This window comes from Pseudomonas sp. Leaf15, assembly GCF_001421425.1.
GTDB lineage: Bacteria > Pseudomonadota > Gammaproteobacteria > Pseudomonadales > Pseudomonadaceae > Aquipseudomonas > Aquipseudomonas salomonii.
Genome location: NZ_LMKI01000012.1, coordinates 477,600 through 497,281, shown reverse-complemented (window position 1 = coordinate 497,281; position 19,682 = coordinate 477,600). Strand labels below are relative to the sequence as shown.

Genomic DNA, 19,682 nt, shown 5'->3' with positions numbered 1-19,682 from the left:
GTTGGCGAATAAAAGTCGCGATTGTACTGCATCAGGCGCGGGATTTATCCACAGCCGGTCAGTGCGCAGTGGGCGATTGTTACCGAACAGCGGTAGAATCCCCGCTCTTTAGTTATCCACAAGTGGCCGAGCTGTGCTTATCGAGTCCCGACGTCGCGCTTACTTGACCGCCATGCAGGTGGTCAACTGGCTGCCCCGCACCGAACTGCCGTTTGCCGCCCCGTCGCGGCCCGAGCTGCTGCAGGCGCTTGAGCCCTATGAGGCGTTCGAGGTGTCGGGCGAGGAAGCCGCTGCGCCGGTGGCGGTGGTCAAACCCACGCCAGAGGCTCGCCCCGCCGTCGAGCGCGTGAAAGTTGAAGTGCCGCGCCCGTCTCCCGTGGCCAAGCCCGTGGCGGCCGAAGCGACAGCGCCGGTGGCCAAGGCTGCGGTGGTGCCGCCGCCACGTTTCGCCCTCCAGTTACTGCGGGCCGGGCGTTGCCTGCTGTTGGTGGAACTGCCCACCGGCGAACGTTTTCAGACCCGCGACCCGGCCTACATGCTGCTAAAAGACATGCTGCGCGCCGCCGGCCTGCCCGACAGCCCGCAAATCATCGGCGACCCCGTGCGCTGGCCGCTGCTGGTGCGCGGCAACATGGACCAGGGCCCCGACGCCGCACGGGATTTTGTCCAGGGTTTTGTCTCGGCGCGCCTGGAAGACGAACCCTGCGTATGCCTGTGGCTGATCGGCCTGCCCGCCGTGCGTTTTGCCGGTGAGGCGAACGCCGAAGCCTGGTATCGCGAGTTGCAGGTCGAAGGCCTGGGCTCGGTATGGGCCTTGCCGGGCCTGGAATTATTAATGGAAGAGCCACAGCGTAAGGCTGATGTCTGGCAAGCCATGCGCCGGCTGATGGCGCGCTGGAAAAGTACCGATGAGTGAAGCTTTATCGTTCCGCCCGATGACCGAGGCGGACCTCGACGCCGTACTGAAGATTGAATACGCGGCGTTCAGCCATCCCTGGACCCGCGGGATTTTTCTCGATGGGCTGGGCAAGTACCAGATCTGGCTGATGTTTGAAGGTGAGCAGCAAGTGGGCCACGGTGTGGTGCAGATCATCCTCGATGAAGCGCACTTGCTGAATATCACCGTCAAACCGGAAAACCAGGGCCGTGGCCTGGGGTTGGCGCTGCTGGAACATCTGATGTCCCGCGCTTACGCCGCCAATGCGCGTGAGTGCTTCCTGGAAGTGCGCGACAGCAATACCGGCGCGTTTCGCTTGTATGAGCGCTATGGTTTCAACGAAATCGGCCGTCGTCGCGATTACTACCCGGCCGTGGGCGGGCGCGAGGATGCCGTCGTCATGGCCTGTACGCTGGTCGACTAAGACATAAACCCGATGTGCAAGCCGGCCCCTGTGGGAGCTGGCTTGCCTGCGATAGCATCACCTCGGTCTGGCTGAAACACCGAGGCGCCTGCATCGCGGGCAAGCCCGGCTCCCACAGGGGAAGTATTCACAGGCTCAACTGTGTTGTGTCAGCGGTTACCGTCTATCGGGTCAATATCCGCCAGTTCCGCCTCGTCCAGGCCATTGCCACCGCCAATCTCGTCCTCATCCACAATGCTCAGGTCATAATCCGCCGGATTATCCTCACCGGCCTCACGAGCATCCCGGGCGCCATCCTCATGGATCAGGGTTTCGGGGCTCATGTCATCATCCGTGGACTCATGATCGTCGGTCGAAGCCCCGGTCATGCCGGCTTCACGTACCCGTTCGTCGGGCATCAGGTGTTCGCGCTCGCGGCGCGGCAGCTCATCACCGATTTCCGCGGTCGGCTCTTGCTCGTCAAAATCCAGCTCGCGCATCTCGCCCATGCGGTCTTCGTTGTCATCAATCGGTTCGGGCTGTGTAGCGCCGTAGGGACGTCGTGATTCAGTCATGGCCAATCCTCATACTGTGGGGCTTATAGTGTGTGGACAGGCACGGCTCCCTAAAGATTCAAGCTAATTGCGCCTGGGCGTGACCCGGACGAGCGGTTGTCTGTCACAAAGCTGCGCATCATTCCTGAGGCTTTCCCTGATGAACGAACTACAAGACCTGCTTGATAACAACGAACGCTGGGCGGATGCGATCAAACAGGAAGATCCCGAATTCTTCGCCAAGCTCGCCCGCCAGCAAACCCCGGAATACCTGTGGATCGGCTGCTCCGATGCCCGTGTACCGGCCAACGAAATCGTCGGCATGCTGCCCGGCGACCTGTTTGTGCACCGCAACGTGGCCAACGTGGTGCTGCACACCGACCTCAATTGCCTGTCGGTGATCCAGTACGCGGTGGACGTGCTCAAGGTCAAACACATCCTCGTCACCGGCCACTACGGCTGCGGCGGCGTGCGTGCGTCGATGCAGGACCGCCAGTTCGGCCTGATCGACGGCTGGCTGCGCACTATTCGCGACCTTTACTACGAAAACCGCGAGGTGCTGGCCCAGTTGCCCACCGAAGAGGAGCGGGTGGACCGCATGTGCGAGCTCAATGTGATTCAGCAAGTCGCCAACGTCGGCCACACCAGCATTGTGCAAAACGCCTGGCACCGTGGGCAGAGCCTGTCGATCCATGGCTGCATCTACGGCATCAAGGATGGCCGCTGGAAGAGCTTGAACACCACCATCAATGGCTTTGAGCAACTGCCGCCGCAATATCGCCTGCGCCCACTGGGCGAAGCCTAAGGCCGTTTGCGCATCCGCCATTGGGCCATGAACGCCTCACCTTCGGCGTTCAACTTCTCTTTGGCGCCGGTGATCCAGCCCCGGCAGTTCAGCTCGCCGCATTGGCAGGCGAACTGCCGGAACAGCGCATCCTCGGTGGTGGCGTAATCCATCGTCAGCAAGGTGCCAGGTGCAATAGGCTGTACGGTCCAGACTTCCAGGTACGTGGCATCGAAAAACACGTTCGGATTGCACGAGTGCAACATCAGACGGGTGAACCACGGGTCATACAGGTGGATGCGTGACGAGAGCTGCAAGGTGTGCGCACGTCGCTCGCTCAAGGCGTAGCCGGACACTCTGGCAATGCGCACGCGGGTGTCAAAGGCGACGCACGCCTTGAGTGCGGCCCCCATTCCATTTGCATCGCGTACGACCTGAAAGTGCCGGGTCGAGGGGTAGCCCTGTTCAACCAGCACTGTCTTGAAGGGGTAAAGGCAGCTACTCACAGCGGTTTTAGCCTTATCCATGGCTTGAGTTTTCATAACTCTCCTGGGTTAGGCTGCATCGACCTGCGATGGGGTCTGACTTCCAGTCTTGCAGCGGATGGGTGCCGTTCAAGACTCGCCGAAGTTGTAGCCGATTTCTACTGTCAGATCTGACAGTAGAATCCGGTTATATTTTCTACGATTTACAGCGCCGGGGCGGTAACAGCGGGGACCGGGGCGGCGTCTTTCAGCTGTTTCAACTGCGCCTTGATGGGCGGGGTGGCGCATTTGGCGTTGGCTTGTTCCGGAGTCAGGTTGCGCACCGAGGTGTAGAACAGCTCGCAGGTCTGCTCCTTGCGCGTGACTTGCCAGGTATTCATGCACGCCTTGAGCAACACATTCGGGTCACTGGCGGGTTTCTGGCCCATGCCGGCCTGCCAGCAGGCGGCGCTCAAGTCCTGGCCCATCACTTTCAAACCGGCCTCATCGGCTTTTTGTTCATTGCCGTCATAGCTGGCTGGATCCGCCGCATACCAGATGTAGCTCGGGTGGTTGGAGCCCAGTACCGACACGGTTTTACCGGCAGCCGGGCTGATCTGCGCCAGGCCCAGCACGGCCACGGTCTGGCCGTACTGTTGTTTGATCCAGTTACGCACCGGCGCGCCGAACGCGACCATCGGCAATGAGCCGTTGGCGTGCAGGCTCAGTTCCTTGACCATGCGGGTCTGGTAGTCGGCAAAGTAGCTGTAGACGTTTTCCAGGTCCTTGCCCGCATTGGACGGCGCGGCGATCGGCGCAATATCGATGATGGTCTGGTAGGCCGGTGTTTCCGTGGCCGGGATGCCATTGTCCGTGAGCAAGGTGGCCCAGCGGTCGGTGGTGGCCGATTCCAGGTAGTCCTGGGCCTGGGTCAGCGAGTAGTCGGGCGGGAAGTGCAGCAGTTCGATGCTCTTGCGGTTTTCCAGGGCCATGCCCAGCGGCAGGAACAAGTACCAGTTGTAGGCCCACTTGCCGTCGCTGTTAAGTTTGCTGGCGCCCTGGTAGGCCAGGTCGGCCGTGTTGAGCAGCGTGGTCAGAGGCTGGCCGTAATGCTCGGGCACGCCGCTGAAGGTGGCTGAGACCTGGCCGTCATGGGTTTTCACACTGACCTTGGCACGGCTGTACCCGTCGCGCTGCAAGCTCTGGTTCAAATAGTGCTCGGCGGTCTGCTCCAGCGTCCATGGCCGAAAGCAGATCACGTTGCAATTATTGGGGAACGCGAACAGTTGGGTGACGCGTTGCGTGCTGCCCAGTGGTACTTCGATGTCGGCCTGTACGACCGCACTGGCCAGCAGTGCGGCCAGGGTGAAGGACAGCCTGGTCGGTTTAAACATAGTTGGTTCCTTGTCAGCGAAAGCCCGTCTGCGCGGGGTGAAAGCCCACTTGCACACAGTAGCGGTTGACCAGGAAAACCGCGTGCTAAATCGCCAGGCATGTCGCTATTGGATAAGAAAACCTACCGGTTGAACTGCAAGGCGTTGCTCAAATCGCCCATGGGCTTCTGGCCGCGGGCGATCATCGCGTCATCGCGCTGCTTGAGGCCGTCCAGTGTCTCCAGCTGGAACACGCGGGTGATCAGACGCAGGATCGACGCGGTGTCGTAAACCGTATGGTCCACCGTGCCTTTGCGTGCAAACGGCGACACCACCAGCGCCGGAACCCGCGTGCCCGGGCCCCAGCGGTCGCCCTTGGGCGGTGCCACGTGGTCCCACCAGCCGCCGTTTTCATCGACAGTGACCACCACCACCATGTTTTTCCACTGCGGGCTTTCTTGCAGCACTTTCAAGGCGCGCGCGATATGGCGGTCGCCCGAGGCCACATCGGCGTAGCCGGCGTGCATGTTCAGGTTGCCCTGGGGCTTGTAGAACGTCACGGCGGGCAGCTTGCCGGCCTGGGCATCGGCGAAGAACTTGTTGGTGCCGGAATCATCGCCCAAACCGCCGTCACGCAAGCGCTTGTCGCGCTCTGCACGGTTTTGCGGGCCTTGTTGCTTGAAGTAGTTGAACGGCTGGTGGTGGTACTGGAAGTTCGGAATCTTCGGGATGCCGCCCGAGTCCTTGAACTGGTCCAGCGTCGCTTGCCAGGCCCCGGCGTACCAGGCCCAGTCGACGTTCTTTTTCGACAGTTTGTCGCCAATGTGTTCGTGGGTTTGCGGCACCAGCACGTTGGGCAGATCGGGTTTGGAGTAGTCCGGGTTTTGCGGGTCGCGGATCCAGGTCGGCCAATACGGCGGCGCCAGGGTATTCACGCCGTAGCCGTCCGGCGTCAAGGCACTGGGGCCGAACTGCGGCGGGCCGCTCATGGCGCTGGCCGGCGACTTGTCCAGCGGCTTGAGACGCGGGTCGGTGGGGTCATCGCTTTGCAGCGTGGCTATTTGCGCCTTGGCCACCGATTGTGCGGCATTCGGATAAAACGGTGCGGTGGCGCTGATCAGGTACTGGTGATTGAGGAACGAGCCACCGAAAGCGCCCTGGAAGAAGTTGTCGCACAGCACAAACTCCTTGGCCACGTCCCACAGGCGCAGGGAATAACGGCTCTGGGCGTAGTAACCCATCACCAGGCCGCCGGAATCGGCCCAGGCGACAAAGTTGTCGTTCTTGCCGCCATTGATCTGCATCTGATTCTGATAGAACACATGCCACAAGTCGCGGGTGACCAGGCTCAGCGGCAGGTCCTCGGCATTCGGGCCTTTGAGGGCGAATGGCGCGTTGGGCAGGTTTTCCTGGAATTGCACTTCGCTGGGGTAAGTCACCCCGTCCACACTTTGCGGGCCCACTTGCAACACGCCGCCCCAGGCCGGTGGCAGGCTGGTCAGCAAGCTGCCATCACGGTCACGTTGCTGCACGTCGGCTGCGGAGAGCGCCGACAGTGGTTTTTCCAGGCCAGGGAAGTCTGCGAACAGGTTGTTGAAGCTGCGGTTCTCGGCGTAGATCACCACCACCGTCTTCACCTGTTCGTGCAAGGCCTTGTCCAGCTCTTGCGGTGTAAGCGGCCGCACCTCTGGCTTGCCAGGTGCGTCATTGGTGCTGCCGCAGGCACTCAAGGTCGCGCCAACCCCCAGCACCGCCGCGCCCCCGAGGAAACGCCGACGGCTGGTGTCCACGGCCGGTTGGGTTACGGAATCGGGAGAAGGGCGGTCTTCGTGCTCGTCACTCATTGCTGGGCGTTCCTGCTGGCTGATTGTTGCAAGATATTTCGCAGGACGGTAGCAATGCAATGTGACGGAACGAAGACAGCGGCTTGAATGCTGAAGGGCGATTACAGCAAGTGCAGTGCCAGTTGGCTGCCCGCGCGCAAGTACTCCACTTGAGCCGTCAACGCATCCTTGACGAGGGCCTCGCCCGTGTCGGTCAGCTTGGCTTTTTTGGCATCGATGACCGTGGTTTGCAAAAGCTGCATGGCCACGTCCATCACTTTTTGGAAGGCTGTCACGTTATTGTGCAGGCCAAACTCGTTGACGACGGCAGCCATACGTCGATCGGCATCGTCTCGCAGAGCCTTGTACTCGACGAACGACACGTGGTCGTCCTTGTAAATATCATTGATCAACTCTTCCAGTGATTTGGACAGGGGCGTCATCGGATTTTCCTTGGCGTTTGTGGGTGGTTATCCAAGGCAGGTTAATCAAAGGCGCGGGGGAGGGAAGTCAGAGGCTGTCACTGCCATGAGTGGGAAAGCCCGATACATCTGGCCAGGGAATTAGCAATGCAATGTGACGCAATGACGAGGTTGATGTAAGAAATCGGGCATGTATACACACACCCTGGCACTGCTAAACTGCTTCAATAATGGATGCCACCGAGGTGAACCGTGAAACCTTCAATCGCCCTTGATCTAAAACGGGCCGCCGTCAGAGAGGTGGTGGGGCGTTTCCGTATCTCAAATCCAAGGGTGTTTGGGTCTGTATTGCTGGGTACCGATCAAGAAGGTAGCGACCTTGATCTGCTGGTAGATGCTCCGCCGGGGACCACGCTTTTTGATCTTGGTGGATTGCAGGTAGAGCTGGAGGATCTGCTCGGGGTCAATGTGGACCTGCTGACGCCTGGCGATTTACCACTGAAGTTTCGCGCAAAAGTGTTGGCTGAGGCTCGCCCGGTATGACCGCAAGGCGCCTCGATATCAACCTTCATGGAGGCGTTGCCTGATCTATTGCATCGCCTTCCTGTGGTTCCAGCCTGACTGCGCCTGTGCAACAAGCGCAGTCAGGGTCGTTTAAGGCATCACCGGCGGTAAATACTTCAACGTCGTCCCCAACGCCCACAGCAGGAACAACACCAGCGGCGTGTGCACCAGCAACTGCACAAACGAAAACCCGATCAGATCCCGCGCCTTCAGCCCCAGCACGCCCAGCAGCGGCAGCATATAAAACGGGTTGATCAAGTTGGGCAGCGCCTCAGCCGCGTTATAGATCTGCACTGCCCAGCCCAGGTGGTATTGCAGGTCATTGGCCACTTGCATCACGTAAGGCGCTTCAATAATCCACTTGCCACCGCCCGACGGGATAAAGAAGCCCAGCACCGCCGAGTACACGCCCATCAACAGCGCGTAAGTGTCGTGGGAGGCGATGGAGGTGAAGAACAACGAGATATGGTGCGCCAGGGTCTGGCCGTCACCGCCTTTCACCACGGTCATCAACGCGGCGATCGAGCCATACAACGGAAACTGGATCAGCACGCCCGTGGTGGTTGGCACAGCACGCGCCACCGCATCCAGGAAGCTGCGCGGGCGCCAGTGCAGCAGCGCGCCGACCATGATGAACAGGAAGTTATAGGTGTTGAGCCCCGAAATCGCGCTGATCGCAGGTTTAGTGGAGAACTCATGGAACAACCAGCCAGCCGCCAGCAAGGCCAGCAGGATGGTCAGCAGCGGGCTGTGTTCCAGCCATTCGCCCGGACGCGTCGGCGGTTGTGGTTCAGGCATATTGAAGGCCGGGTCGACACCACAGGCCTTGGCATCACGCGCACTGTTCGGTCCCGGCGCAGTGGCATAGGCGATGATCAGCGACACCACGATCAGCGCCAGCAACAACACGCCCGATTGCCACAGGAAGATGGTCTCGGTGAACGGGATCATCCCGGTGATCGACAGGATCGACGGCGGCAAACTGGCCGGGTTGGCCTGCAACTGCGCGGCCGACGACGACAGCCCCAGTGCCCACACGGCGCCCAATCCCAAATAAGCCGCAGCACCGGCGGCGCGGTAATCCATGCGCAAATCCGTGCGGCGGGCCAGTGCGCGTACCAACAAGCCACCAAACACCAGAGACAAGCCCCAGTTGAGCAAAGAGGCGACCATGGAAATCAACGCGACCCACGCCACCGCCGAGCGACCATTCTTGGGGATACGTGCCAGACGGTCGATCAGTTTTACGGCGGGCGGCGAACTGGCCACCACATACCCGCCGATCACCACAAAGGCCATCTGCATGGTGAACGGGATCAGGCTCCAGAACCCGTCGCCAAACGCCTTGGCGGCTTCGGTCGGCGCGGCGCCCATGCCCAGGGTCGCCACGGCAACAATGATCACCGCCAGGGCGGCAAACACCCAGGAGTCCGGAAACCAGCGTTCGGCGAAGTTGGAACAGCGCAGGGCAAATCGGGCATAGCGGCTTTCTTCGATAGCATCGGCCACGAGTCTTTCCTCTTGTATTTATTATGGGTGTTGGCAGTTTTACGGCATGTTCCGCTACGGGCATTGATATGGGAATGCAGTTATCTTCATCGATCCATGAGGAAAACAAATATATCTGCCGCGATTGCCATCACTGGGCGCAGCTCATAACCTGCACGCCATTTTGTTTGCCTGCCGAGCCTCCATATGACTGCCACCTTTTCCCCACGGGCGCAGCGTTTTTCCCCTTCCGACTACAAAACCCTGGGCCTGGCCGCCCTCGGCGGCGCGCTGGAAATCTACGACTTCATTATCTTTGTGTTCTTTGCGCTGACCCTCAGCCAATTGTTCTTCCCGCCGGAAATGCCCGAATGGCTGCGTCTGCTGCAAAGCTTCGGCATCTTCGTCACCGGCTACCTGGCGCGCCCGCTGGGCGGCATCCTGATGGCGCACTTCGCCGATCACTTGGGGCGCAAACGCGTGTTCAGCCTGAGCATCCTGATGATGGCCTTGCCGTGTCTGCTGATCGGGATCATGCCCACCTACGCACAAATCGGTTATTTCGCCCCGCTGATCCTGCTGGCCCTGCGCGTGCTGCAAGGCGCCGCAGTGGGCGGCGAAGTGCCCAGCGCCTGGACCTTCGTCGCCGAACACGCGCCGCGTCACCACCGAGGCTACGCCCTGGGCTTCCTGCAAGCGGGGCTGACCTTCGGCTACCTGCTCGGTGCACTCACCGCCACCTTGCTCGCGCAGATCTTCAGCCCGGCTGAAATTCTCGACTACGCCTGGCGCTTCCCGTTTCTGCTTGGCGGTGTGTTCGGTGTGATCGGCGTGTGGCTGCGACGTTGGCTCAGCGAAACCCCGGTATTTCTCGAAATGCAGGCCCGCCGCCAGGCCGCCGCTGAAATGCCATTGCGCACGGTGTTGCGCGACCATCGCGCCGTATTGCTGCCGGCGATGATCCTCACTTGCGTGCTCACCTCGGCAGTGGTTGTGCTGGTGGTGATCACCCCCACCATGATGCAAAAAACCTTCGGCATGAGCCCCAGCCACACCTTCGCCCTAAGTGCGCTGGGCATCGTCTTCCTGAATATCGGCTGTGTACTCGCCGGTTTGCTGGTGGACCGCATCGGCGCCTGGCGCGCAGTGCTGGTCTACAGCCTGTTGCTGCCGGTGGGCATTGCGGTGCTGTACGCCAGCCTGATCAGCGGCGGCGTGTGGCTGGGCGCGGCGTATGCCGTGGCGGGCTTGAGTTGCGGCGTGGTAGGCGCGGTGCCGTCGGTGATGGTCGGCTTGTTCCCTGCGCACGTGCGGGTGTCGGGGATTTCGTTTACCTACAACATTGCCTATGCGTTGTGGGCGAGTACAACGCCACTGTTGCTGATCGCGTTGATGCCGACCAGCCCTTGGATTTGCGTGGGTTACTGCGTGGTGATGGGCGCGGTGGGGGTGGCGAGTGTGGCGCTGTTTGGCAAGCGCCACACCTTGGCCGCCTGAGGGTCAGGTCAAAAAGTGCCAGAGCAGCAGCGTACCGACCAGCCCGACCACCGAAACAATCGTCTGCAACACCGACCACACCCAAATCGTCTGTTTCAGTTGCAAACCAAAGTACTCACGCACCATCCAGAACCCGGCGTCGTTGACGTGGCAGAAGAACACCGAGCCCGCGCCGATCGCCAGGGCAACCAGTGAACTCTGGGTCGCGGCCAGCCCGGCCATCATCGGCGCGAGGATGCCCGCCGTGGTGGTGGTAGCGACCGTCGCCGAGCCGGTCGCCTGGCGCAGGGCCACGGCGATCAGCCAGGCCAGCAGCAGATACGGCATGTGCGCGCCTTCGGCGACCTTGCTGATGGTCTGGCTGACGCCGGCGTCCAGCAGGGTTTGCTTGAGGCCGCCGCCGGCGCCGATGGTCAGCAGTAACACGGCGATGGGCGCGAGGGCTTTGCGCAGGGTGTTGCCGACTTCGGCACGCGGCATGCCGGCGGCCCAGCCCAGGCAGATAACGGCAGCGATCACGGCCAGGCCGAGGGCGATCAGCGGTTCACCGAGGAACTTCAAGGTCAGGCCGACGGTACTTTCGGCTGGCAACGCGACTTTGGCCAAGGTGCTGCCGAGCATTAAAATCACCGGCAACAAAATGATCAGCAGCGACACGCCAAAGCTCGGCTGGCGCGGCGCCTTGGGCGGTGCGCTGAACAGCGCGCCGATGTCGGCCGGCTCATCCACGTGCAGGCGCTTGGACAGCCAGTTGCCATAGAGCGGGCCAGCGAGAATCACGGCCGGCACCGCCAGGCAGAAGCCCAGCAGCATGGTCAGGCCCAGGTCGGCGTGCAACGCGCCCACCGCAATCAACGGCCCCGGATGCGGTGGCATGAGGGCGTGCAGGGTGGTCATGCCCGCCAGCGCCGGGATGGCAATTTTCAGCAATGGCTGGTTCGAACGTTTAGCCATCACGAAGATAATCGGCACCATCATCACCAGGCCGACTTCGAAGAACAGCGGCAGTCCAATCACCATGGCCACCAGCGCCATCACCCACGGCAGTGACTTGCCTTTGCCCAACCCAAGCAAGGTGGTGGCGATGCGGTCGGCCGCGCCGGATTCGGCCATCAGCGCGCCGAGCATCGAGCCCAGGGCGATGATGATCCCGGCTTCACCGAGGATCGCCCCGGCGCCTTTGCTGAAGGCTTTGGCGACTTCTTCAGGCGGCAACCCGGCGCCCACGCCGGCGATGAACGTGCCGATCAGGATCGACAGGAACGGCGGCAGCTTGGTGGCGCTGATCAACACAATGATGCTGGCGATGGCCAGCAGAACGCAGAACATGAGGCGGGTGTCGTGAACCATCCACGCGGCAGTCGATAACTCCAAAACGGGACTCCTTATCGAACAGGTTGGTTAATTTGTTTCTTTTTGTTTCCTGCTCGAAAAGCATACCTGATAGAACTGCCGCAGCGCTTGCATGGGCGATTTTGGTGCGCTCAATCTAACCGTGAACTCGCGGGCGCGTGACAAGTTTGCAAGGTATGCGCGGTAATTTGGCCTATAGCTCTATGATCAACGGACTACACACCATGAGGACATGCCATGAGCGCAGGACACAGCCACGCCCAAGTACGCGCCGGCCACGAACGCAAGTTATGGATGGCCCTGGGGCTGACCGGCAGCTTCATGATTGCCGAGGTTATCGGCGCTTTTGTCACCGGTAGCCTGGCGCTGTTGTCCGACGCCGCGCACATGATGACCGACGCCCTGGCCCTGGCGATTTCACTGGTGGCCATTCAGGTCGCCAAGCGTGCGGCCGACCGCAAGCGCACTTTTGGTTATGCGCGTTTCGAGATCCTGGCGGCGGCCTTCAATGCGCTGCTGCTGTTCGCCGTAGCGTTTTACATCCTTTACGAGGCTTATCAACGGTTGCAGGCGCCGGCCGAAATCCAGTCCACCGGCATGCTGGTGATTGCGGTGCTGGGGCTGATCGTCAACCTGATCTCCATGCGCCTGCTCAGCGCTGCCAGCGGTGAAAGCCTGAATGTGAAGGGCGCTTATCTGGAGGTCTGGAGCGATATGCTCGGTTCCATCGGCGTGATGATTGCGGCGGTGGTGATCATGTTTACCGGCTGGGGCTGGGTGGACTCCGTGGTGGCGGCGGCGATTGGTTTCTGGGTGTTGCCACGCACCTGGACGCTGCTCAAGGAAAGCATGAACGTCCTGCTGCAGGGCGTGCCGGACGGCATCGATATCGACCAGGTTGAGCAGGCCATTCGCGGCGTGCCTGGGGTCAAGGATGTGCACGACCTGCATATCTGGGCGCTGACCAGCGGCAAGAATGTGCTGAGCACGCATTTGGTTGCGGATCCATCGCAAGGCACTGAGCAACAAATCCTCACGCGAGTGACGGAATTGCTGCACGAACAATTCGATATTTCCCACGTCACCTTGCAGGTCGAAGGCGAAGGTTCTCATCACGACGACCCTGACGAGGTGCACGCCTGAGGCTGTGCCTGTCGGATTTGTAATGTTCGCTCCACCGCTCTGATAAGTCGCGAAAGCTACATTGCCCCCGCTGGGAAACCTCAGCGACTTCATGGGCGTGGAACTCTCGTTATGGCACTTTCTTTTAGAACACTTTTGGGGGCAGCAGCGTTGTGGGTAGCGGCGAACGCTGCCCAGGCGCAAACCCTCACTCTCGATTCAGCCCTGCAAACCGCCTTCGCCAACAACCCTGACCTGGCTGCCGCGCAATGGGAAATCGATATTGCCGAGGGCGGCCGCCAGCAGGCGGGTTTGATCCCCAATCCAGTGGCTTCCTGGGATGCCGAAGACACCCGCCGCAACTCGCGTACCACCACGATAAAACTCAGCCAGACTTTGGAGCTGGGTGGTAAGCGTGGGGCGCGTATCGATGTGGCAACGCGCGCTCAGGATGCCGCCGCGTTGACGTTGGAGCAACGTCGCAACGGCCTGCGCGCCGATGTGATCGACAGCTACTACGGCGCCCTGCGAGCCCAGGAACGCCTCGACCTGGCGCAACGCTCGATGGCCTTGGCCGAGCGCGGCCTGGTGGTCGCCAATGGCCGCGTCAAGGCTGGCAAGTCGTCGCCGGTAGAAGCGACTCGCGCCCAGGTGCAGTTGTCGGAGATCCGCCTTGAGCTGAACCGCGCGCAGATCGGCCTCACGGATGCCTACCGCCGTCTCGCCGCCAGCACCGGCAGCGCCAACCCTGACTTTCAGGCGGTCGCCACGCAAAGCCAATCCGCACCACCGTTGCCGCCCTCCGCACCCTTGCTGGCGCGGCTGGAGCAAACCACCGAGTTGCGCCTGGCCGAACTGCACATCCAGCAAAGCGAGGCCAGCGTGGGCCTGGAAAAAGCCCAGCGGATTCCCGACCTCGATGTATCGATCGGCAGCCAGTACGACGCCAGCGTGCGTGAACGTGTGAACGTGGTGGGCGTGTCGATGCCGATCCCGTTGTTCAACCGTAACCAGGGCAATGTGCTGGCCGCCAGCCGTCGCGCCGACCAGGCTCGCGACCTGCGCAACGCCGTCGAACTGCGCCTGCGCACCGAGACCCGCCAGGCCCTGGACCTGTGGCAAACCGCCGATACCGAAGTGCGCGCCTTCAACCAACAGATCCTGCCCGCCGCCCAAAGCGCGGTGGACAGCGCCACCCGTGGCTTCGAGATGGGCAAGTTCAACTTCCTCGACGTTCTCGACGCCCAGCGCACCTTGATCGCCGCACGCACCCAATACCTCGCGGCGACCGCCCAGGCCACGGATGCCTGGGTGCGTATCGAACGGATTTACGGCGACCTCGCCCGGTTTTGATTTTTTCTGGAGTCCTTTATGAAACATACACATGGCGTGGCGCTGGTCGTCGCCCTGGGCCTGATGCTGTCTGGTTTTGCCATCGCCGATGAAGAAGAAGGCGGGCTTGAACTCACTGAACAGCAGATCCAGGCCGCGGGTATCCAACTCGCCCAGGCGCAACCGCGCTCGATCAGTACGGTGTTGACGCTGCCGGGGGAAGTGCGTTTCGACGAGGACCGTACCTCGCACATCGTCCCGCGTGCGGCCGGTGTGGTGGAGGCGGTGAAGGTCAACCTTGGCCAGTCGGTGAAGAAAGGCGAGCTGTTGGCTGTCATCTCCAGCCAGCAGATTTCCGACCAGCGCAGCGAGCTGGCAGCCAGTGAACGTCGGGTCGAATTGGCGCGCACCACCTTCCAGCGCGAACGCCAATTGTGGAAGGACGAAATCTCCGCCGAGCAGGATTACCTGCTGGCGCGGCAGACCTTGCAAGAGGCCGAAATCGCCCTGAACAATGCGCGCCAGAAGATGACTGCCCTCAGCGGCAGCGCGGTCCTGGTCGGTGGCAATCGTTATGAACTGCGTGCGCCGTTTGCCGGCGTGGTGGTGGAAAAGCACCTCGGCGTCGGCGAGGTGGTCAGCGAGACCAGCAACGCCTTCACGCTCTCGGACCTGTCCCAGGTGTGGGTCACCTTCGGCGTGTTCCCCAAGGACTTGAACAAGGTGCGGGTCGGCAAGCCGGTGAAGGTCATCTCCACGGAAATGGGCACTGAAGTGCAGGGCACTGTGGCCTACGTGGGCAATTTGCTTGGCGAGCAGACGCGTACCGCCACCGTGCGCGTGACCGTGCCCAACCCCGACGACGCCTGGCGCCCGGGCCTGTTTGTGACGGTGCAATTGGCCACCGATACCTACCAGGCCAAGGTCACCGTGCCGCAAACCGCAATCCAGACTGTCGAGGACAAACCCTCGGTATTCGTGCGCACTGCGGAGGGCTTTATCACCCGCCACCTTGAACTCGGTGTGAGCGAAAACGGCTATGTCGAAGTGCGCCAGGGCCTTGAGGCTGGGGCGCAGGTGGCCACCGTCGGCAGCTTCATCCTCAAGTCCGAACTGGGTAAAGGCTCGGCCGAGCACGCCCATTGACCCTGCGAGTGATTCCCCATGTTTGAGCGCCTTATCCAATTCGCCATCGAGCAGCGCATCATCGTGCTGCTGGCGGTGCTGTTGATGGCTGGTGTCGGCATCGCCAGCTATCAGAAGTTGCCCATCGACGCGGTGCCCGACATCACCAACGTGCAGGTGCAGATCAACTCGGCGGCGGCCGGTTTTTCACCGCTGGAAACCGAACAGCGCATTACCTTTCCGATTGAAACCGCCATGGCCGGGTTGCCGGGTTTGCAGCAGACGCGCTCGTTGTCGCGCTCGGGGTTGTCCCAGGTGACGGTGATTTTCAAGGACGGCACCGACCTGTTCTTCGCCCGCCAATTGGTCAACGAGCGCCTGCAAGTGGCACGCGGGCAATTGCCGTTGGGCATCGAAACCGCGATGGGGCCGATCTCCACCGGCCTTGGGGAGATTTTCCTGTGGACCGTCGAGGCTGAAGACGGCGCGCGCAAGGATGACGGCACGCACTACACGCCGACCGACCTGCGCGTGATCCAGGACTGGATCATCAAGCCGCAACTGCGCAACGTGCCGGGCGTGGCCGAGATCAATACCATCGGTGGCTTCGCCAAGGAATACCAGATAGCCCCGGACCCCAAGCGCCTGGCGGCCTACAACCTGACGTTGGGTGATCTGGTCACGGCGCTGGAGCGCAATAATGCCAACGTCGGCGCCGGTTACATCGAGCGTAGTGGCGAGCAATTGCTGATCCGTGCGCCGGGGCAAGTGGCGTCGATTGATGATATCGCCAACATTGTCATCACCAGCTCCGACGGCACGCCGATCCGCGTGCGCAATGTGGCGCAAGTCGAAATCGGCCGCGAGTTGCGCACCGGCGCGGCCACCGAAAACGGCCGGGAAGTGGTGTTGGGCACGGTGTTCATGTTGATCGGTGAAAACAGCCGCACCGTGTCCCAGGCCGTGGCGAAAAAACTCGAAGAGATCAACCGCTCACTGCCCGCCGGTGTGGTCGCCGTGACGGTCTACGACCGCACCAACCTGGTGGAAAAAGCCATCGCCACGGTGAAGATAAACCTCTTCGAAGGCGCGCTGCTGGTGGTCGCAGTGTTGTTTCTGTTCCTGGGCAATATCCGCGCGGCGTTGATCACGGCGATGGTGATTCCGCTGGCAATGTTGTTCACCTTTACCGGCATGTTCACCAACAAGGTCAGCGCCAACCTGATGAGCCTCGGCGCGTTGGACTTCGGCATCATCGTCGACGGCGCGGTGGTGATCGTCGAAAACGCGATCCGCCGCCTGGCCCATGCACAGCAGCGGCATGGGCGGTTGTTAACGCGCAGCGAGCGCCTGCACGAAGTGTTCGCGGCGGCCAAGGAAGCACGGCGGGCGCTGATCTTTGGGCAGTTGATCATCATGGTGGTTTACCTGCCGATCTTCGCCCTCACTGGCGTGGCCGGGAAGATGTTCCATCCCATGGCCTTCACCGTGGTGATTGCGCTGCTGGGCGCGATGATTCTGTCGGTCACGTTCGTGCCTGCCGCGATTGCGCTGTTCGTGAGCGGCAAGGTCAAGGAAGAAGAAAACCTGGTGATGCGCACTGCACGTCGGGTCTATGCGCCGGTGCTGGATTGGGTCATGGCGCGCCGTGCTTTGGTATTCGGTTTGGCGGTATTGACCATCGTCGCCTCGGGCGCGGTAGCGAGTCGCATGGGCAGCGAATTTATCCCCAGCCTCAGCGAAGGCGACTTCGCCCAGCAGGCTTTGCGCGTACCCGGTACCAGCCTGACGCAGTCGGTGCAGATGCAGCAGCAGCTGGAAAAAATACTGATCGCCCACGTGCCGGAAATCGAGCGGGTATTTGCGCGCACCGGCACGGCGGAAATCGCCTCCGACCCGATGCCGCCGAACATTTCCGACAGCTACGTGATGCTTAAACCGAAGGACCAATGGCCGGATCCGAACAAGTCCCGCGAGGCGCTGATTGCCGATATCCAGCGCGCCAGTGCGATTGTGCCGGGCAGTGCGTATGAATTGTCGCAACCGATCCAGTTGCGTTTTAACGAGCTGATTTCCGGGGTGCGCAGTGACGTGGCGGTGAAGGTGTTTGGCGATGACATGGCGGTGCTCAACAAGACCGCCGGGGAAATCGCCGAAACCTTGCAAAAGCTCGATGGCGCCTCGGAGGTGAAGGTGGAGCAGACCTCCGGCCTGCCGGTACTGACGATCAATATAGACCGTGACAAGGCCGCACGTTTTGGCCTGAATGTGGGCGATGTGCAGGACACCATTGCCGTGGCCGTGGGTGGGCGCCAGGCCGGTACGTTGTACGAAGGCGACCGACGTTTCGACATGGTTGTGCGGTTGTCCGACGCATTGCGCACCGATATCGAGGGCCTGTCGCGGCTGTTGATTCCGGTGCCGGCGTTGGCCGGCAGTGCGGCGGGGCAGTTGGGCTTTATTGCCTTGTCCCAGGTGGCGAGCCTGGACCTGGTGCTCGGCCCGAACCAGATCAGCCGCGAGAACGGCAAGCGTCTGGTGATCGTCAGCGCCAATGTGCGCGGGCGTGATATCGGCTCGTTTGTTGAAGAGGCCGAGACGGCCATCAGCACCCAGGTGAAGGTGCCTGCCGGTTACTGGACCACCTGGGGCGGCCAGTTCGAACAGCTGAAGGAAGCCTCCGAGCGTTTGCGCATCGTGGTGCCGGTGGCGTTGCTGCTGGTGTTCGGGCTGCTGTTCATGATGTTCAACAACCTCAAGGACGGCTTGCTGGTGTTTACCGGGATTCCGTTCGCGTTGACCGGTGGAATCATGGCGCTGTGGCTGCGCGATATCCCGCTGTCGATCTCGGCGGGCGTGGGCTTTATCGCGTTGTCGGGCGTGGCGGTGCTGAACGGCCTGGTGATGATTGCCTTCATCCGCAACCTGCGTGAAGAAGGGCGCCCGTTGGCGTTGGCGGTCAACGAAGGCGCACTGACGCGCTTGCGCCCGGTGTTAATGACGGCGCTGGTAGCGTCACTCGGGTTTATCCCCATGGCACTCGCCACCGGCACCGGCGCCGAAGTGCAGCGGCCGCTGGCAACGGTGGTGATCGGCGGGATTATTTCCTCTACGTTGCTGACCTTGCTGGTACTGCCGGCGCTGTACCAATGGGCGCATCGCCAGGAGGAATGATGCGTATGAGCTGAGCGGGCTTGGTAATGAAATCACCAAAGCTCCCACAGCGGATCGGCTTTGTTGCTGCGGTTTCGGTTTGCAAGGCCATCGTGTCGAACGCAGATTCCACCAGCAACAAAGCTCAACTGTGGGAGCTGTCGAGCCCCAGCGAGGCTGCGAAGGCTGCGGCACAGGCGACATATAAGTTGCCTGAGCCACCGCTTTCGCAGCCTCGCTAAAGCTCGACAGCTCCCACAGGGGATCGGCTGTGTTGGTTCGATTTCAGTTCGCAAGGCCATCGCGGCAAGCGCAGATTCCACCAGCGACAAAGCTCAACTGTGGGNACCGCTTTCGCAGCCTCGCTAAAGCTCGACAGCTCCCACAGGGGATCGGCTGTGTTGGTTCGATTTCAGTTCGCAAGGCCATCGCGGCAAGCGCAGATTCCACCAGCGACAAAGCTCAACTGTGGGAGCTGTCGAGCCCCAGCGAGGCTGCGAAGGCGGTGGCATAGGCGACATATAAGTTGCCTGACCCACCGCTTTCGCAGCCTCGCTAAAGCTCGGGAGCTCCCACAGGGGATCGGCTGTGTTGGTTAGATCTCAGTTCGCAGGGCTATCGCGGCATGCGCAAATCCCGCCAGCGCAGCAGGTCAACTGTGGGAGCTGTCGAGCCCCAGCGAGGCTGCGAAGGCGGCGGCACAGGCGAGATATAAGGTGCCTGACCCACCGCTTTCGCAGCCTCGCTAAAGCTCNTGTGGGAGCTGTCGAGCCCCAGCGAGGCTGCGAAGGCGGCGGCACAGGCGAGATATAAGGTGCCTGACCCACCGCTTTCGCAGCCTCGCTAAAGCTCGGGAGCTCCCACAGGGGATCGGCTGTGTTGGTTAGATTTCAGTTCGCAAGGCCATCGCGGCAAGCGCAGATCCCCCCAGCAACAAAGCTCAACTGTGGGAGCTGTCGAGCCCCTGCGAGGCTGCGAAGACGGCGGCATAGGTGACACATAAGTTGCCTGACCCACCGCTTTCGCAGCCTCGCTAAAGCTCGGGAGCTCCCACAGGGGATCGGCTTTGTTGCTGAGGTTTCGGTTTGCAGGGCCATCGCGGCGTGCGCAAATCCCGCCAGCGAAGCAATTCAACTGTGGGAGCTGTCGAGCCCCAGCGAGGCTGCGAAGGCGGCGGCACAGGCGAGATATAAGGTGCCTGACCCACCGCTTTCGCAGCCTCGCTAAAGCTCGACAGCTCCCACAGGGGATCGGCTGTGTTGGTTCGATTTCAGTTCGCAAGGCCATC

At 61.4% G+C, this 19,682-nt stretch carries 16 protein-coding genes; 9 read left to right on the top strand and 7 right to left on the bottom strand.

Annotated features, from left to right (window positions below):
* Nucleotides 1–172: 172 nt before the first annotated feature.
* Both ASE80_RS12670 and rimI read left to right on the top strand, forming a co-directional pair.
* Nucleotides 173–916 carry a hypothetical protein gene (locus tag ASE80_RS12670; RefSeq protein WP_056859188.1) on the top strand — a complete coding sequence of 248 codons (744 nt, stop codon included), beginning with the start codon at nucleotides 173–175 and terminating at the stop codon, nucleotides 914–916.
* A complete protein-coding gene (gene rimI, locus ASE80_RS12665; protein WP_003188286.1) occupies nucleotides 909–1,361 on the top strand; it encodes a ribosomal protein S18-alanine N-acetyltransferase in 453 nt (150 codons plus the stop codon). The genes ASE80_RS12670 and rimI overlap by 8 nt, the downstream gene beginning before the upstream one ends.
* Nucleotides 1,362–1,510: 149 nt before the next feature.
* Here the strand turns inward: rimI and ASE80_RS12660 are convergent, their stop codons facing one another.
* A complete protein-coding gene (locus tag ASE80_RS12660) occupies nucleotides 1,511–1,915 on the bottom strand; it encodes a hypothetical protein (RefSeq protein ID WP_056859187.1) in 405 nt (134 codons plus the stop codon).
* A gap of 139 nt (nucleotides 1,916–2,054) precedes the next feature.
* Between ASE80_RS12660 and can the strand changes: the two genes are divergently transcribed.
* A complete protein-coding gene (gene can / locus ASE80_RS12655) occupies nucleotides 2,055–2,699 on the top strand; it encodes a carbonate dehydratase (protein ID WP_056859186.1) in 645 nt (214 codons plus the stop codon).
* On the opposite strand, the gene ASE80_RS12650 is transcribed toward can, so the two are convergent.
* From ASE80_RS12650 to ASE80_RS12635, 4 genes are all read right to left on the bottom strand, one after another.
* Entirely contained in the window at nucleotides 2,696–3,220 is a 525-nt protein-coding gene (locus ASE80_RS12650) for an SET domain-containing protein-lysine N-methyltransferase (RefSeq protein WP_056859185.1), read from the bottom strand. The two genes, can and ASE80_RS12650, sit on opposite strands and share 4 nt — an antisense overlap.
* Before the next feature lie 146 nt (nucleotides 3,221–3,366).
* Complete coding sequence (locus ASE80_RS12645; RefSeq protein ID WP_056859184.1) at nucleotides 3,367–4,536, bottom strand: hypothetical protein; 1,170 nt, start codon at nucleotides 4,534–4,536, stop codon at nucleotides 3,367–3,369.
* A 122-nt stretch (nucleotides 4,537–4,658) separates the two neighbouring features.
* A complete protein-coding gene (gene acpA, locus ASE80_RS12640; RefSeq protein ID WP_056859183.1) occupies nucleotides 4,659–6,359 on the bottom strand; it encodes an acid phosphatase in 1,701 nt (566 codons plus the stop codon).
* 101 nt (nucleotides 6,360–6,460) lie between these two features.
* Nucleotides 6,461–6,781: a hypothetical protein gene (locus ASE80_RS12635; protein ID WP_056859182.1), complete on the bottom strand. Its 321-nt coding sequence runs from the start codon at nucleotides 6,779–6,781 to the stop codon at nucleotides 6,461–6,463.
* A 231-nt stretch (nucleotides 6,782–7,012) separates the two neighbouring features.
* Between ASE80_RS12635 and ASE80_RS12630 the strand changes: the two genes are divergently transcribed.
* Nucleotides 7,013–7,303: a nucleotidyltransferase family protein gene (locus ASE80_RS12630; protein WP_017134527.1), complete on the top strand. Its 291-nt coding sequence runs from the start codon at nucleotides 7,013–7,015 to the stop codon at nucleotides 7,301–7,303.
* Between the two features lie 111 nt (nucleotides 7,304–7,414).
* On the opposite strand, the gene ASE80_RS12625 is transcribed toward ASE80_RS12630, so the two are convergent.
* On the bottom strand, nucleotides 7,415–8,833 hold the full coding sequence (locus tag ASE80_RS12625) for a short-chain fatty acid transporter (protein ID WP_056859181.1): 1,419 nt from the start codon (nucleotides 8,831–8,833) through the stop codon (nucleotides 7,415–7,417).
* Nucleotides 8,834–9,019: 186 nt separating this feature from the next.
* Between ASE80_RS12625 and ASE80_RS12620 the strand changes: the two genes are divergently transcribed.
* Nucleotides 9,020–10,309, top strand: coding sequence for an MFS transporter (locus tag ASE80_RS12620; RefSeq protein ID WP_056859180.1), 1,290 nt, complete (start codon nucleotides 9,020–9,022; stop codon nucleotides 10,307–10,309).
* Nucleotides 10,310–10,312: 3 nt separating this feature from the next.
* Here ASE80_RS12620 and ASE80_RS12615 read toward each other — a convergent pair whose 3' ends face one another.
* Nucleotides 10,313–11,683, bottom strand: a complete 1,371-nt coding sequence (locus tag ASE80_RS12615) for a GntT/GntP/DsdX family permease (RefSeq protein WP_056859179.1) — start codon at nucleotides 11,681–11,683, stop codon at nucleotides 10,313–10,315.
* 216 nt (nucleotides 11,684–11,899) lie between these two features.
* Here ASE80_RS12615 and ASE80_RS12610 point away from each other — a divergent pair, with 216 nt between their 5' ends.
* From ASE80_RS12610 to ASE80_RS12595, 4 genes are all read left to right on the top strand, one after another.
* Entirely contained in the window at nucleotides 11,900–12,805 is a 906-nt protein-coding gene (locus ASE80_RS12610) for a cation diffusion facilitator family transporter (protein ID WP_056859178.1), read from the top strand.
* Between the two features lie 111 nt (nucleotides 12,806–12,916).
* Entirely contained in the window at nucleotides 12,917–14,137 is a 1,221-nt protein-coding gene (locus ASE80_RS12605; protein ID WP_056859177.1) for a TolC family protein, read from the top strand.
* Between the two features lie 18 nt (nucleotides 14,138–14,155).
* Nucleotides 14,156–15,262 (top strand): efflux RND transporter periplasmic adaptor subunit, encoded by a 1,107-nt coding sequence (locus tag ASE80_RS12600; RefSeq protein WP_056859176.1) that lies wholly within the window; start codon nucleotides 14,156–14,158, stop codon nucleotides 15,260–15,262.
* An 18-nt stretch (nucleotides 15,263–15,280) separates the two neighbouring features.
* Complete coding sequence (locus ASE80_RS12595) at nucleotides 15,281–18,415, top strand: CusA/CzcA family heavy metal efflux RND transporter (RefSeq protein ID WP_056859175.1); 3,135 nt, start codon at nucleotides 15,281–15,283, stop codon at nucleotides 18,413–18,415.
* Nucleotides 18,416–19,682 lie beyond the last annotated feature (1,267 nt).

Bases quoted from the DNA above. Each gene is read 5' to 3' on its own strand.
- ASE80_RS12595 (WP_056859175.1), top strand. From the start codon at position 15,281: ATGTTTGAGCGCCTTATCCAATTCGCCATCGAGCAGCGCATCATCGTG.
- ASE80_RS12620 (WP_056859180.1), top strand. From the start codon at position 9,020: ATGACTGCCACCTTTTCCCCACGGGCGCAGCGTTTTTCCCCTTCCGAC.
- ASE80_RS12635 (WP_056859182.1), bottom strand. From the start codon at position 6,781: ATGACGCCCCTGTCCAAATCACTGGAAGAGTTGATCAATGATATTTAC.
- acpA (WP_056859183.1), bottom strand. From the start codon at position 6,359: ATGAGTGACGAGCACGAAGACCGCCCTTCTCCCGATTCCGTAACCCAA.
- rimI (WP_003188286.1), top strand. From the start codon at position 909: ATGAGTGAAGCTTTATCGTTCCGCCCGATGACCGAGGCGGACCTCGAC.
- ASE80_RS12660 (WP_056859187.1), bottom strand. From the start codon at position 1,915: ATGACTGAATCACGACGTCCCTACGGCGCTACACAGCCCGAACCGATT.
- ASE80_RS12645 (WP_056859184.1), bottom strand. From the start codon at position 4,536: ATGTTTAAACCGACCAGGCTGTCCTTCACCCTGGCCGCACTGCTGGCC.
- ASE80_RS12600 (WP_056859176.1), top strand. From the start codon at position 14,156: ATGAAACATACACATGGCGTGGCGCTGGTCGTCGCCCTGGGCCTGATG.
- ASE80_RS12670 (WP_056859188.1), top strand. From the start codon at position 173: ATGCAGGTGGTCAACTGGCTGCCCCGCACCGAACTGCCGTTTGCCGCC.
- ASE80_RS12650 (WP_056859185.1), bottom strand. From the start codon at position 3,220: ATGAAAACTCAAGCCATGGATAAGGCTAAAACCGCTGTGAGTAGCTGC.
- can (WP_056859186.1), top strand. From the start codon at position 2,055: ATGAACGAACTACAAGACCTGCTTGATAACAACGAACGCTGGGCGGAT.
- ASE80_RS12610 (WP_056859178.1), top strand. From the start codon at position 11,900: ATGAGCGCAGGACACAGCCACGCCCAAGTACGCGCCGGCCACGAACGC.
- ASE80_RS12605 (WP_056859177.1), top strand. From the start codon at position 12,917: ATGGCACTTTCTTTTAGAACACTTTTGGGGGCAGCAGCGTTGTGGGTA.